We start from the raw sequence: 13,302 nt of genomic DNA, 5'->3' as shown, positions 1-13,302 counted from the left end.
ACCAACGCTCGGCGTCGCCAGCACTCTCTCCCTCCTCTCATGAAACGTCGCCGGTGGCCGGTGTTCGTGATGGTGCTGGGGGTGCTGGCGCTCGTCGGCTGGTATGTGCTGTACACCCGCCATATCGTGACCCAGTTGCGCGGAGCCGCGGCCGTGCAGGGGCGGATGTACGCGCGCATCTACGAAGCGTTGCAGGACACGACGGTCGATGCCGACCCCGCGGTCGTGCTGCTCGATCTGGCGCGCGAGATCAGCGAATCGGGGCTGCCGCTGGTGGTCACCGATCGCCTGGGGCGCATCACCGGCACGGCCAACATTCCGCCCGAGATCCTGGCCGACACGGCGCGCCTGCGCACGTTCCTCGTCGAGCTCGACAGCAAGAACCCGCCCATCGTGCAACCGACGGTGGGGGCCGTGCATCTGGGGGACAGCGCGATCGTGACCGGCCTGCAGGTCATTCCGGTCATGCAGGTCCTGGGCCTCCTCCTGCTCGTGGGTTTCGGTGTGTATGGGCTCGTCGAACGCGGGCGCGCCGAGCGGGAGAAAGTATGGGCGGGCATGGCGCGTGAAGCGGCGCACCAGCTTGGCACACCGCTCTCGTCGATGGCCGGATGGATCGAACTGCTCGGCGAGACGACCACCAGCGGTACGGCCGCGCGGGCCGTGGAGGCCATGGGGCAGGATCTGCAGCGACTGGAGCGGGTGTCGCATCGTTTCGAACGCATCGGCCGGCCGCCGCGCGACGAAGACGTGGATTGCAGCGCGCTCGTGGATCGTCTCGCTGCGTATTTTGCCGCCCGCGCGCCGACGCTCTCGCGCACGGTCAAAATCCGCAGTGAGCACCCGGACGGCCCGGTGAGCACGCGGGGGGACCGGGTGCTGCTGGAGTGGGTGCTCGAAGTGCTCATCAAGAATGCCATCGACGCGCTCGGCGGCCGCGATGGGGAAGTGGTGGTGTCGGCACGCACGCTGCCCGAAGGCGGGGTCCGTATCCGTGTGCAGGACGACGGTCCCGGCGTCCCGCGGCATCTGCGCAAGCGCATTTTCGACGCCGGTTTCAGCACGAAGGACCGCGGCTGGGGTATCGGTCTCTCGCTGGCCCGCCGTATCGTGCAGGAGAATCATCACGGCAAACTGCTGCTCGCCGAAACCGACCGTGGCGCGGCCTTCGACATTATCTTGCATGGATGACGACGACGGGTTGGGCGGGTTCGCTGTTCGATGCCATTCCTGCAAAGCCGGCACTTGATCTCGACGCGATCACGCGTGGGCTCAATGCGGCGCAGCGGGAGGCCGTGTATCACGATGATGGGCCGGCCCTCGTGCTGGCCGGTGCCGGTTCGGGCAAGACGCGCGTATTGACCACACGCATCGCGCGGCTGATCGGCGCGAACGGCGTGGCGCCGCACGAGATCCTGGCGGTGACGTTCACCAACAAGGCCGCCGGTGAGATGCGATCGCGTATCGCCGGATTCCTGGGACATGAACCCAAGGGCATGTGGTGCGGTACCTTCCACGCGCTGGGGGCGCGCATGCTGCGTGGTGTGGCGCCGCTCGTGGGACGGGAACAGAACTTCACCATCTACGATGAAGACGACGCCATCGGCGCCGTGAAGCGCGTGATGGAGCGGCGTGGTCTGAGTCCCAAGCAGTTCGCGCCCAACGCCATTCTGGGAGCGATCTCCAGCGCCAAGAACGCCCTCGTATCCCCGTCGGAGTATGCACGGGCGGCACGCGACACCTTCGCGACGGCCGTGGCCGGTGTCTACACCGATCTCGAAACGGCACTGCAGCAGGCCAACGCGGTGACCTTCGACGATCTGCTGGTCCTGCCGGTGCGGGCGCTCGAAACCGACGAAGCGCTGCGGGCCCACTATCAGCGTCGCTTCCGCTATCTGCTGGTGGACGAGTATCAGGATACGAACGCCGCCCAGTACCGTTTCGTGCAGCTCATGGGCGGCGGATACCGCAATGTGATGGTGGTGGGCGACGACGATCAGTCCATCTACGGATGGCGCGGCGCCGATATCCGGAACATCCTCGATTTCGAGCGCGACTTCCCCGGCGCGCGCGTGGTGCGTCTCGAGGAAAACTATCGGTCCACGCCAAATGTCCTGGCGCTGGCCAACGCGGTGATCGCCGAGAACAGCGAACGTCGCGGCAAGACGCTGCGTGCCACGCGTCCGGCCGGTGAGGCGGTCACGCTTATCGAGTCGCTCGACGAACGCGACGAGGCCGACTTCATCGCCGAGACGATTCTCACGCGCATGGCGCGTTCGGATCTCTCGCGGCGCGATTGTGCGGTGTTGTATCGCACCAATGCGCAGTCGCGGGCCATCGAAGATGCCTTCCGTCGGCGCAACATGCCGTATCGTCTCGTAGGCGCCGTGCGTTTCTACGACCGGCGTGAAATCCGCGATCTCATGGCGTATCTCAAGCTGATCGCCAATCCGGCCGACGACGAAGCGTTCCGACGCGCGGTGAATGTCCCCAAGCGCGGCCTGGGCGATGCCACGATCGCGCTGCTCGCCGAGCGCGCGCAGATCGAAGGCAAACCGATGCTGGAGATGGCGGGACGTTTCGACGTGGTGACCGACATGCGGCCGGCCGCGCGGACGGCGCTCGGCGAGTTCGTCGCGCTCGTGCAGCGGTTGCGCACCATGGCCACGGACGCCGCGGTCGACGAACTGCTGCGCGAACTCGTGCAGACCATCAGATACACCGATCACCTGCGGGCCGAAGGGCCGGAAGGCATCGAGCGTATCGACAACGTGCGCGAACTCATCGCCGGCGCGGCCGAAGTGGTGGCCGATGAGGGCGGTGAGGTGGGACTCACGCCGCTCGATCATTTCCTGCAGTCGTCCACGCTGGTGGCCGGCGTCGATCGGCTCGATCCCAATGCCGATGCCGTCACCTGCATGACGATGCACAATGCCAAGGGACTCGAATTCCCGCTGGTGTTCGTGTGTGGTCTCGAAGACGGTCTCTTTCCTCTTGCGCGCGCGGCCGAGGAACCCACGCAGCTGGAAGAGGAACGGCGGCTGTTCTATGTGGGCATCACGCGCGCCGAGGAGAAGTTGTACCTCACGTGCGCGGAGCAGCGCCGGCGCAATGGGGAGCTGATGTACTCCATGCCGTCGCGCTTCCTCGATGTCATCACCCCCTCGCTGGCCGAACGCGGCAAGACGGCGCGCGCCAAGGCCGAGGGGCGCGGGACATTTGGCGGCTATGGGAGCGCGGGCAGTGGCTACGGCAGCCGGCGTTCGGGTGACGATTGGGGGAGAAGTGGCTACAACGGCACCGGTTCCGGCGCCTCGGGCGGAGCGGGAGGCCGACGATCGGTTGGCCCCTACGGCTCGGCGGGGTACCGGAGCGGGACCGGTACAGGCGTCAACAGTCGCGACATTCCCTTTGGCAAGGCACCCACCGGCTTCAGTACACCCAATCGTCGTGAGCAGCCCAAGGGACCGCCGGAGCCCGAGGATGAATCGCAGGATACACCACTCTTCCAGCCGGGAGAGCGCGTGAAACACGCCAGATTCGGCACCGGAACCATCGCGGAGCTCACCGGCAGCGGTCGTGATACCAAGGTGCGTATCGATTTCGACGATGAGGAGATCGGGCGGAAGACGCTCGTTCTCGCCCAGGCAAAGCTCGAACGAGGGTGGGATTGATGTCGGTGACACCGGATGATGTGCGGCACGTGGCGACACTCGCCCGCCTTGGACTCGACGAGCAGCGCATTCCGGCGCTCGTCGGGGAGTTGAACGGCATTCTCGCGCACATGGATGTGCTGCAGCAGGTGGATGTGTCCGGCGTACCGCTCACCCCGCCCGACCAGGCGGCACCGCTGCGCCCGGATGCGCGACCGGCCGATGCGCTGCAACGCACCCGCGAGTCGTTCGCGCCGGCCATGCGTGATGGATTCTTCCTCGTGCCGCGATTGACCACGCACGGCGCGCAGGGGGCCTCGGCCGATGAGGGCGACGCCGCATGAGCGAAACGAATTCGCCGACCCCGATGCACGAGACGGCCATTCCGTCTTCGTTGCGTACACACACCGTGGCCGACGCCTGGCAGTGCTTCGACCGCAACGACGTGGCCGGTCTCAACGCGTTTCTGTCGCTCGATCGTGACGCGACGACCACGGGCGCACTGACAGGCACGGGCGCGCTGGCTGGTGTGCCCGTGGCCATCAAGGACAACCTCGCGACGCTGACACTGCCCACCACCTGTGCTTCGCGGATTCTCGAAGGGTATGTGAGCCCCTTCGAAGCCACGGCCGTGCGCAGACTGCGCGAGGCCGGTGCCGTGGTGATCGGCAAGACCAACATGGACGAATTCGCCATGGGGTCGTCCACCGAGAACAGCGCGTACGGACCGACGCGCAATCCGCTCGATCGCGATCGGGTGCCGGGAGGATCGTCCGGGGGCTCGGCGGCAGCCGTTGCGGCGGGTGTGGTGCGTATCGCGCTGGGTTCGGAAACCGGCGGATCGGTACGCCAGCCCGCGGCATTCTGCGGCATCGTCGGCGTCAAACCCACATACGGCCGTGTGAGCCGCTACGGTCTCGTGGCGTACGCTTCGTCGCTCGACAATGTGGGCGTATTCGGAAGCACGGTCGCCGAGGCGGCGGCCGCGCTGGAGATCATCGCGGGGCATGATCCGCTCGATTCCACGAGCGCCGATGTCCCGGTGCCGCCGATGCTGCCGGCGCGCGCGCACGACGATGTGGCAAAACCGCTGAGCGGGCTCGTGGTCGGGAAGCCGCGCGAATACTTCCCGGCGAATCTCGATCCGCGCATCGCGTCGCACTGCGAGCGTGCACTCGCCCAGCTCGCGGCGCTGGGCGCCGAAGTGCGGGAGGTGTCGCTGCCCAGCACCGATCTGGCCATTCCGGTCTATTACATCATCGCGCCCGCCGAAGCGTCGAGCAATCTCGCGCGCTACGATGGGGCGCGGTATGGCGCACGTGCCGAGGCCGGTGATCTGCGTTCGATGTACGAACGGACGCGCTCCCGTGGATTCGGCGACGAGGTGACCCGTCGCATTCTGCTGGGTACGTATGTGCTGAGCGCCGGCTATTACGACGCCTACTACAAGCGCGCGCAGGCGGTGCGCACGCTCATCACGCGCGAGTTCGCCGATGTCTTCGCGAGCGGCGTGCATCTGCTGTTCACTCCCACGACGCCCACGCCGGCCTTCCGGCTTGGCGAGTTGAGCGATCCGTACGAGATGTATCTCAGCGATATCTTCACCGTGACCGCCAACCTCGCTGGTGTGCCCGCCATGTCCCAGCCCATCGGCCTCGTGGACGGCCTGCCCGTTGGCGGACAGTTCATGGCGCCGCATTTTGCCGAGCCCACGATGTTGCGTGCGGCGGCGGCGCTCGAAGCCGCGCTGGGCGCGACGGCCGGTGCAGCCGGGGTGACGGCATGAGCATCACCATGAGCACTGCGGCGAACACCGCCACGAGCACCACGAACGGCACCTGGGAACTCGTCATCGGTCTCGAGGTGCACTGCCAGCTCAGAACGCGCAGCAAGATCTTCTGCGGATGCGCCACCTCGTTCGGTGAGGCGCCGAATACGAACACCTGTCCGGTGTGTCTCGGTCTGCCGGGCGCGCTGCCGGTACTCAATGCCGAGGCGGTGGAACTTGCCACGCGTGCGTCGCTGGCGTTGGGGTGCACCGTGCACGAGGCGTCGGTGTTCGCCCGCAAGAACTACTTCTATCCCGATCTGCCCAAGGGGTACCAGATCTCGCAGTTCGATCGGCCGCTGGCCACCGACGGATCGCTGGTGATCGGTACGCAGGCCGACGGGACGCCGCGGGTGATCCGTGTGCATCGGGTGCACATGGAAGAAGACGCCGGCAAATCCGTGCACGATCGTTTTCGCGATGTCTCGGCCATCGATCTCAATCGCGCCGGCACACCGCTCGTCGAGATCGTGTCGGAGCCCGATATCCGCTCGGGGGCGGAAGCCGGTGCCTACGCGCGCCGCATGAAGCAGATCCTCGAGTACGCCGGCGTCTCCGACGCGAACATGGAGGAAGGTTCGCTACGGGTGGACGTGAACATCTCCATCCGGCCGTCCAGCACGAGTCCCTTCGGCACCAAGACCGAGATCAAGAATCTCAATTCGTTTTCGGCCATCGAGCGCGCCGTGGAGATCGAATTCGCCCGGCAGTGTCGTGTGCTCGAAAGCGGCGGTGTCATCGAACAGCAGACCATGCTGTACGACGACAAGCGCAATGAGGTGCGGCCGGCACGCAGCAAGGAAGGCAGTCACGACTATCGGTATTTCCCGGAGCCCGACCTGCCACCGCTGCGTCTTTCCGCGGCGTACATCGAGACGCAGCGTGCGGCGCTGCCCGAGTTGCCCGAAGCCAAGCGGCGTCGGTTCGCGACCGAGTATGGTCTGGGCGATGTCGAGATCGAACAGCTCATCGTCGATCAGACGCTGGCCGCGCACTACGAACTGGTCGCGCGCGCGTCGGGTGATGCGCGACGCGCCGCCAACTGGATGTTGGGCACCGTGCTCGCGGCGGTGAACGCCTCCGGGCGCTCACTCGGCGAGCATCCTGTCTCCGCGGAGCGCCTCGGTGCACTCATCAAACTGGAGGCGGCCGGCGAAGTCTCCAACACGGCCGCGCGTCAGGTGTTCGGGTTGATGGAGGAGGAGGGCGGGGAACCCCTCGAACTGGCGAAGCGTGAGGGCCTGCTGCAGGTGCGCGACGATTCCGCGTTGGTGGGGTGGATCGACGAAGTGTTCGCCGAGAACCCGGCGGAGGCCGCGCGTTTCGTGGGCGGCGAAAAGAAATTGCAGGGCGTGCTGGTCGGCCTGGTGATGAAGAAGTCCCGAGGATCGGCCGATCCGAAGAAGGTCAACCAGTTGCTTGGCGCACGCGTGGGGTGAAGAGCGGCGCGGACAAGTCGGCGGCGTGATGCAGTGGCGTCGCCGGCATGCCGAACATGCGGTCTGCTTCGAGCGCCGCCCGGATGTCGCCGCCCTGGCGACGGGCGAGGCGGCGCACCTGTTTGGCTTCGCGCAGCGGCTTGTCGCCTGAAGGATCGAAGCGGAACGGTTCGCTGTGATCCCACGACTGGAAGAGGTCGATGATGTAGTCGAAGGAGCGCGAGAGATAGCGCGCCACATCGGTGTCGTGCAGATCCCAGCGGCTGTTCTCGGACACCAGTTGAAAAATGCGTTGCCACGAATCGGTGTCGGTGACGTACACCATGCCCCGGAAAATGCGGCGATTGGTGGGCGTGCCGAACAGCGTGGGACTGAGAATCCGGTCGAGATGCTGATCGGAGCGCGAATGGTCGAGAAAGAGCAGTTCGCGCGCCCGGCGTGGCCAGGGATCACCGATGTGTGTATCGATGCGACTTTCCCAATAGCTGTGTCCCAGCGCGGTGGTACTCGACGTCACCGCGAGCTGCCGGGGCACGAAAAAATTGTGCGCCACCACATCGGCCGCGAGATGGGCCAGATAGCCCAGCGCGAACGCCTGCAACGCCGGCGGTTCCGCTTCGTCGTGGATCTCCATTCCGACATGCCACGAATGACAGTGGCGTCCGACTTCGGCGTATTTCTTGGCGATGCTGGTGTCGGCCGCGATCGATCCGTACAGGAAATCGGCGGGATGTGCGGCCAGCAGCGCGGCAAAATGCGCCGGCAGCAGCGAGAGGTGGTTCAGCACCGCGTCGCCGAGAAACACATGGGTGCCCGGCGTCCATGCCCAGGCCGTGGAAGGAAACACCACGAGCAGGACGAGCGCGCCGAGCACCCCGCCCAGCAGCATCATCGGCGCCGGCGTCCGGGCGCGAGTCGGGAAGCCGCTTCGCTGGCGCCGGCCTGCACGCCGCGGATGGCCGACACGGCCGAGATGGCCGTATCCTCGAGCTCGGCCTGCAGCACGTCGAGCACGGCATTCACCTCGTCGACACGCTGTGCGGTGGTTTCCGCCGCATTGAGCAGTTCATCGGAGATGGCCGCGGCCGCATCGGTGACCCGTTCCACATCCTCGCGGAGCAGGCTCACGGTCTCGCGGGCATCACCCACCAGCGCCGTGGCTTTCTCTACGAGCGGCCGGGTTTCGTTGGCCAGCCGATCGACGGTGCCGGTGAGGCTCCTGACTGCCTCGCGGACGGTGAGCAGCAGCATGATGAGGACTGCCAGCGTGCCCACGGCCAGCAGCAGCACGACCAACTGCAGGATGCCGTTCGTCCAGTCCAGCAACCCCCGGTCGGGGATGGTTCTGGCCACGATGGTGTCCGGCAGGGTGATCGCCTGCAGGAGGAATGGAGTCCACGCGCTCGCAATCGGCATGAAATGTGATCTAAGGGTTCACGACCGGACCGGGAAGGGGCGCCGCGCATTCGCCCGCCCATCGCCTTCGACGCGGGGAGGCGAGGGCAAGTGTTTGCGGCTATGCTTCGGCTACGCTTCCCGGAGAATCACCGGACCATCATCTGCAAGGCTGCGGTGCGGCTGTTTCACGGTTTTTCGACAGCCGCACGTTGCTTCAACCCCACTGGCATGTCTGCTGTTCAATTCATCGTCGAAGGCGGTCATCATCTGCAGGGGAGTATTCGTCCTGCCGGCAACAAGAACGCGGCGCTGCCCATCGTCGCCGCGGCGTTGCTGACCGATCAGCCGGTGCAGCTGTACAATGTGCCGCGCATCCGCGATATCGAGACGCTGGTGGAACTCATCCGCACCACCGGGGCGCACTGCGAGTGGACGGACGGGAATGCGCTGCGCATTCACGCGCAACAGGTGCAGGCCGGCGATCTCGATCCGGCGATGTGTGCCCGTATCCGGGCGTCGATTCTGCTGGCGGCGCCACTGCTGGCCCGTTGTGGGTCGGTGACGCTGTCCCCGCCCGGCGGTGATGTGATCGGTCGACGCCGCCTCGATACCCACTTCCATGTGTTGCAGGCGTTGGGCGCGTCGTACGAACTCGGGGCCCGTTTCCGTTTCGACACCGCCGGTCTCGTGGGCGCCGATGTCTTTCTCGACGAGCCCAGCGTCACGGCCACCGAGAATGCGCTGATGGCCGCGGTGGCGGCGAAGGGGCGCACCGTGCTGCGCAACGCCGCCAGTGAACCCCATGTGCAGGATCTCGCGCGGTTCCTCGTCGCCCTCGGCGCCCGCATCGAGGGCATCGGATCGAATGTGTACACCATCGAAGGCGGGTTGCCGCTGGGCGCGGCCACGCACACCGTCGGTCCCGATCATATCGAAGTGGGCTCGTTCATCGGGCTCGCGGCGGTGACACGCTCCACGCTGCGCATCGAACAGGCCGGCGTGGAACACCTGCGTAGCACGCTGATGGGATTCGAACGACTGGGCATCCGCTGTGAGATCGACGGCGACGATCTCATCGTGCCGGCCGCACAGGAGCGCCGTATCCAGAACGACCTGGGCGGCCATGTCGCCAAGCTCGAGGATCAGCCCTGGCCCGCGTTTCCGGCGGACACCATGTCCATCGCGATCGTGGCAGCCACGCAGTGCGAGGGCATGATTCTCTTCCACGAGAAGATGTTCGAGTCGCGGCTCTACTTCACCGACAAGCTCGTGGGCATGGGCGCGCGCATCGTGTTGTGTGATCCGCATCGCGCCATCGTGTCGGGGCCGACCCCTCTTCGCGGAGGCACGGTGGAGTCGCCGGACATCCGGGCCGGCATGGCGATGCTGCTGGCCGCGCTGTGTGCCGAAGGGACCAGCGTGATCAACAACGCGCAGCAGATCGAGCGGGGATACGAGCGCATCGAAGCGCGACTGGGCGCCCTGGGCGCGCGCATCCGTCGGGTGGAGCTGAGTGCGCGCTGACAGAGGGGAACCGCTTTCGGCGGAGACGTTCTTCGACGCCGTGTGGCCGGCGACCGGGTTGCCGGCGGGCATTCACGGGTGGACCACGACGCGGTCCCAGGGATCGTTCGGACTGGGCGCCGCCGAGCCGGTGGGGGAGGTCATGGCGCGATGGACGGCGCTGCAGGAGGCGCTGGTCACACGCGGCGTGCACCGGCTGGCCAGTGCCCATCAGGTCCACGGCGCGGCGGTAGCACTGCATGAGGGTGACTGGCACGGCTGGCTCCGGCAGCGGGGCGTGGACGGTCATGTCTCCACCGTTCCCGGCACGGCGCTGGCGGTGACGATTGCCGACTGCACGCCGGTGCTGATCGGTCACCCCCGGGGCGCCATCGCGGCCCTGCACGCCGGCTGGCGCGGCGCGGCCGCCCGCATCCTCGATGTGGGGCTCGACCTGCTGGCCTCGCTGGGATTCCCGGCACAGGAATGCTCGGTCCATCTCGGCCCGGCTATCTGCGGTCCCTGCTACGAGGTGGGCCCGGAGGTGCTGACAGCCGTGACCGGCAAACCGGCTTCGGCCAAGGGCCACCTGGACGTGCGTGCCATTCTGGCCGATCAGGCGCGGGCACGGCAGGTGGCAGCGCTGACGGTCGAAACGGCGTGTACGCGGTGCGACAGCCATTTCTTCAGTCACCGGGGAGGAGATGGGGGCAGGCAGCTCGGCGTGATCGTGTTGCGGCCCTGATTCAGATGTCAGATTTTCAGACAGGGTCAGAGGTCAGAGATCAGTAGGTCAGAACTGAGACGGATATAGAATGATGAGAGATCAGATAACTACGAGGTCAGAAGTCTGAGCACTGGCGGTCGAGGGGGGAGTCGCGCCACGGGCTTGCCGCCGGGCGCCCGCAGGGCCCCGGGGCGCGAAGCGCCCCACAACACGCGGATCTCTCGCGTCAGCACCCCACCCGCGGACGCAGTGCTCGGACCTCTGACATCTGGCCACTTCCTCCTGCTTCCTATATCCGTCTCAGTTCTGACCTTCTGATTTCTGATGTCTGCCCTCTGACGGTCGGAACTCTGAAGTACGAGTGCCGATCTTGACCTCTTCCCTGGCGGTCCCTAGGTTGCAAATCTCAGAAGTAACCTCTTCGTGACCGCACCCGCCTCGGCGGGTGATGAAGTGTGGGGATGGCCCCCACACTTTTTTGTTCTCCGGACTTTCCGTCGGCCCCTGTTCGGGGGTGTGCGGGGTGGGCCGGCGGCTGGGCATGGAGTGGATCGGCCGTGTGGACGCTCTGGAGGTCGGTAGGTGGGCGAGGCGATCGAACCCATTGTCACACAGGAACTTGACCGTCTCGGATTCGATCTGGTCGAGTTGCGGCGTGGGGGCTCGCGGAGTCGCCCGGTGCTCGATATCCGGATCGATCGGCGGGACGAAAGCAAAGTGACCATCGACGACTGTGCGCGCGTCTCACGGGCCCTCGAAGCCCGGCTCGAATCCGCGGCGCTGGTCGGCGAACAGTATGTGCTCGAAGTGTCCTCACCCGGTGTCGACCGGCCGCTGCGTCATGCGGCCGATTGGCGGCGGTTCGTGGGTCAGCGGGCGACGGTGACCAGTGGGTTGCTGGCTGGAGGCAAGCAGGAAGTCGAAATCGTCGCCGTGACGGGCGAAGACGGCGCTGAGGTGGCGTTGGTGCGCGATCCGAAGGGACGGGAAGTCCACGTCCCCCTTCGTGAGGTCTCGCAGGCGCGACTGGCGTTCAACTGGAAACGATAGGGGAGACGGATGGCCGGATCGGCGGACATTCTCATGGCGCTGCGCGAGCTGTCGAATCTCAAGCAGATCACGCGCGAGGAGTTGCACGGGCTTCTGCAGGACGGCATTCATGCCGCCCTGGCCAAGAAGCACGGGGCCAACGTGCAGGCGGAAGTCGAAATCGACGAAGCCCGCGGTGAGATCCGGATCGTGCTGCTCAAAACCGTCGTGGAAGACGTCACGGACGAATCCCGTGAAGTCACGGTCGAGGAAGCGCGCTTCATGGATCCGGAATTCCAGGTCGGCGACGTCATGGAAATCCCGGTCGACTTCATGGAGTTCGGCCGCACCGCGGTGCAGGCGGCCAAGCAGCGCATCATCCAGCGGGTACGCGAAGGTGAGCGCACGCGCATCCGTGACGAATTTGCGGGCCGGGTGGGCGACCTGCTGTCCGGTGAAGTGCAGCAGATCGAGCGGGGCAAGCTGGTGGTGATGCTCAACAAGTTCCGTGAAGCGGAAGCCATCATTCCGTATCGTGAACAGAATCACCGCGAGCACTATCATCAGGGCGAACCGGTGCGTGCGGTGCTCAAGCGGGTCGAGGACACGCCCAAGGGGCCGCGTCTCATTCTGAGCCGGTCCGATGCGTTGTTCGTGCAGGCGCTGTTCAAGCTCGAAGTGCCCGAAATCCAGCAGGGGATCGTGGAGATCAAGGCCGCCGCGCGTGAAGTGGGCAGCCGCACCAAGATCGCCGTGACCTCGCGCGATGACGCCGTCGATCCGGTGGGCGCGTGCGTGGGGCTCAAGGGCGCCCGGGTACAGGCCGTGGTCAACGAACTGGGGGGCGAGCGTATCGATATCGTGCCCTGGTCGCCCGACCCGGAGCGGTTCGCCAAGCTGGCGCTGGCGCCGGCGCGGGTGGCGCGGGTGTTCAGCGATGCGGCGTCGCGTACCATCCAGGCCGTGGTGGACGAGGATCAGTTGTCGTTGGCGATCGGGCGCAACGGACAGAACGTCCGGCTGGCGTCGGAGCTGACGGGGTGGAAGATCGACCTCTACTCGAGCCGTGAGTGGCTGGAGAAGGGTGGCGAAGCGCCACTCTTCGCGCCGCTCCCCGAGGATGCCGAGGCCGATGTGCCGCTCAACGAGATCGAGGGACTGGAGACGGCCACGGTGGCCGTGCTGGCCGAGGCCGGATACCGGACCCTCAACGACATTCTCGATCTCGATCGGGATGACCTGTTGCGTCTGCCCGGCATTGCGCCGGAGGAAGCCGATCGCATCATGGCCATCATCGACGAACTCACGACCGAGGACGACGGCGAGGGAGGTCGCGGCGCGTGACCGATGGTGCCCGCGAGCCTCTTCCACTGGACGAGTCCGTGCGCCGGAAGGTGCTCGGACTGGTCGGGTTGGGGGCGCGTGGACGCCTGGTGGTGATCGGTGCGGAGCAGGTGCGGATCGCCGCGCAGAAAGGGACGGTGCAGTTGGCGCTGGTCGCGAGTGACATCTCGCGGCACTCGCTGGAGAAGGTGGTGCCGCTCCTCCGGGCGCGGCACGTTGAAGTGGTGGAGTGGCCAAGTGCGGCCGAGCTGGGCGGCGCTGTCGGGCGGGAAACGACGGCGGCGATCGGGATCGTAGATCAGGCGCTGGCGCGCGGAATCCGTGGCGCCGTGGCCGGGGCAGCCCCGGCGGGCGACGCGACGCGCGTATCGCGGTAGGAGG

12 protein-coding genes are annotated in these 13,302 nt (G+C 66.3%); 10 read left to right on the top strand and 2 right to left on the bottom strand.

Going from position 1 to position 13,302, the window contains the following annotated elements:
* The first annotated feature begins 39 nt into the window (after positions 1-39).
* The 5 genes from WG208_RS07760 to gatB are packed head-to-tail and all read left to right on the top strand — an operon-like array spanning position 40 to position 6,920.
* Complete coding sequence (locus WG208_RS07760; protein WP_337170764.1) at positions 40-1,191, top strand: HAMP domain-containing sensor histidine kinase; 1,152 nt, start codon at positions 40-42, stop codon at positions 1,189-1,191.
* Entirely contained in the window at positions 1,188-3,674 is a 2,487-nt protein-coding gene (locus WG208_RS07755; protein WP_337170763.1) for a UvrD-helicase domain-containing protein, read from the top strand. Before WG208_RS07760 ends, WG208_RS07755 begins: the two co-directional genes overlap by 4 nt.
* Entirely contained in the window at positions 3,674-3,997 is a 324-nt protein-coding gene (gatC, locus tag WG208_RS07750) for an Asp-tRNA(Asn)/Glu-tRNA(Gln) amidotransferase subunit GatC (protein WP_337170762.1), read from the top strand. Before WG208_RS07755 ends, gatC begins: the two co-directional genes overlap by 1 nt.
* Positions 3,994-5,439 carry an Asp-tRNA(Asn)/Glu-tRNA(Gln) amidotransferase subunit GatA gene (gatA, locus tag WG208_RS07745; protein ID WP_337170761.1) on the top strand — a complete coding sequence of 482 codons (1,446 nt, stop codon included), beginning with the start codon at positions 3,994-3,996 and terminating at the stop codon, positions 5,437-5,439. Before gatC ends, gatA begins: the two co-directional genes overlap by 4 nt.
* Before the next feature lie 8 nt (positions 5,440-5,447).
* Complete coding sequence (gene gatB / locus WG208_RS07740; RefSeq protein WP_337170760.1) at positions 5,448-6,920, top strand: Asp-tRNA(Asn)/Glu-tRNA(Gln) amidotransferase subunit GatB; 1,473 nt, start codon at positions 5,448-5,450, stop codon at positions 6,918-6,920.
* Here gatB and WG208_RS07735 read toward each other — a convergent pair.
* Both WG208_RS07735 and WG208_RS07730 read right to left on the bottom strand, forming a co-directional pair.
* Positions 6,889-7,812: a zinc dependent phospholipase C family protein gene (locus WG208_RS07735; RefSeq protein WP_337170759.1), complete on the bottom strand. Its 924-nt coding sequence runs from the start codon at positions 7,810-7,812 to the stop codon at positions 6,889-6,891. The genes gatB and WG208_RS07735 overlap by 32 nt on opposite strands.
* The gene (locus WG208_RS07730) at positions 7,809-8,336 is read right to left on the bottom strand and encodes a hypothetical protein (RefSeq protein ID WP_337170758.1); all 528 of its coding nucleotides are present in this window, start codon (positions 8,334-8,336) and stop codon (positions 7,809-7,811) included. The genes WG208_RS07735 and WG208_RS07730 overlap by 4 nt, the downstream gene beginning before the upstream one ends.
* Before the next feature lie 210 nt (positions 8,337-8,546).
* Here WG208_RS07730 and murA point away from each other — a divergent pair, with 210 nt between their 5' ends.
* From murA to WG208_RS07705, 5 genes are all read left to right on the top strand, one after another.
* Positions 8,547-9,842, top strand: coding sequence for a UDP-N-acetylglucosamine 1-carboxyvinyltransferase (gene murA, locus WG208_RS07725; protein ID WP_337170757.1), 1,296 nt, complete (start codon positions 8,547-8,549; stop codon positions 9,840-9,842).
* On the top strand, positions 9,832-10,566 hold the full coding sequence (locus WG208_RS07720) for a polyphenol oxidase family protein (RefSeq protein ID WP_337170756.1): 735 nt from the start codon (positions 9,832-9,834) through the stop codon (positions 10,564-10,566). Before murA ends, WG208_RS07720 begins: the two co-directional genes overlap by 11 nt.
* Before the next feature lie 564 nt (positions 10,567-11,130).
* Positions 11,131-11,598, top strand: coding sequence for a ribosome maturation factor RimP (rimP, locus tag WG208_RS07715; RefSeq protein ID WP_337170755.1), 468 nt, complete (start codon positions 11,131-11,133; stop codon positions 11,596-11,598).
* A gap of 9 nt (positions 11,599-11,607) precedes the next feature.
* Positions 11,608-12,921 (top strand): transcription termination factor NusA, encoded by a 1,314-nt coding sequence (nusA, locus tag WG208_RS07710; RefSeq protein WP_337170754.1) that lies wholly within the window; start codon positions 11,608-11,610, stop codon positions 12,919-12,921.
* A complete protein-coding gene (locus tag WG208_RS07705) occupies positions 12,918-13,298 on the top strand; it encodes a L7Ae/L30e/S12e/Gadd45 family ribosomal protein (protein ID WP_337170753.1) in 381 nt (126 codons plus the stop codon). The genes nusA and WG208_RS07705 overlap by 4 nt, the downstream gene beginning before the upstream one ends.
* The last annotated feature ends 4 nt before the right edge of the window (positions 13,299-13,302 follow it).

The organism is Gemmatimonas aurantiaca (assembly GCF_037190085.1).
GTDB lineage: Bacteria > Gemmatimonadota > Gemmatimonadetes > Gemmatimonadales > Gemmatimonadaceae > Gemmatimonas > Gemmatimonas aurantiaca_A.
The sequence above is the reverse complement of the archived record's forward strand: the minus strand, read 5'-3'. Positions and strand labels throughout refer to the sequence as shown.

What these genes read in the sequence shown, in the direction of transcription:
- gatB (WP_337170760.1), top strand. Translation starts at nt 5,448, where the DNA reads ATGAGCACTGCGGCGAACACCGCCACGAGCACCACGAACGGCACCTGG.
- WG208_RS07760 (WP_337170764.1), top strand. Translation starts at nt 40, where the DNA reads ATGAAACGTCGCCGGTGGCCGGTGTTCGTGATGGTGCTGGGGGTGCTG.
- gatA (WP_337170761.1), top strand. Translation starts at nt 3,994, where the DNA reads ATGAGCGAAACGAATTCGCCGACCCCGATGCACGAGACGGCCATTCCG.
- WG208_RS07735 (WP_337170759.1), bottom strand. Translation starts at nt 7,812, where the DNA reads ATGATGCTGCTGGGCGGGGTGCTCGGCGCGCTCGTCCTGCTCGTGGTG.
- murA (WP_337170757.1), top strand. Translation starts at nt 8,547, where the DNA reads ATGTCTGCTGTTCAATTCATCGTCGAAGGCGGTCATCATCTGCAGGGG.
- nusA (WP_337170754.1), top strand. Translation starts at nt 11,608, where the DNA reads ATGGCCGGATCGGCGGACATTCTCATGGCGCTGCGCGAGCTGTCGAAT.
- gatC (WP_337170762.1), top strand. Translation starts at nt 3,674, where the DNA reads ATGTCGGTGACACCGGATGATGTGCGGCACGTGGCGACACTCGCCCGC.
- WG208_RS07755 (WP_337170763.1), top strand. Translation starts at nt 1,188, where the DNA reads ATGACGACGACGGGTTGGGCGGGTTCGCTGTTCGATGCCATTCCTGCA.
- WG208_RS07730 (WP_337170758.1), bottom strand. Translation starts at nt 8,336, where the DNA reads ATGCCGATTGCGAGCGCGTGGACTCCATTCCTCCTGCAGGCGATCACC.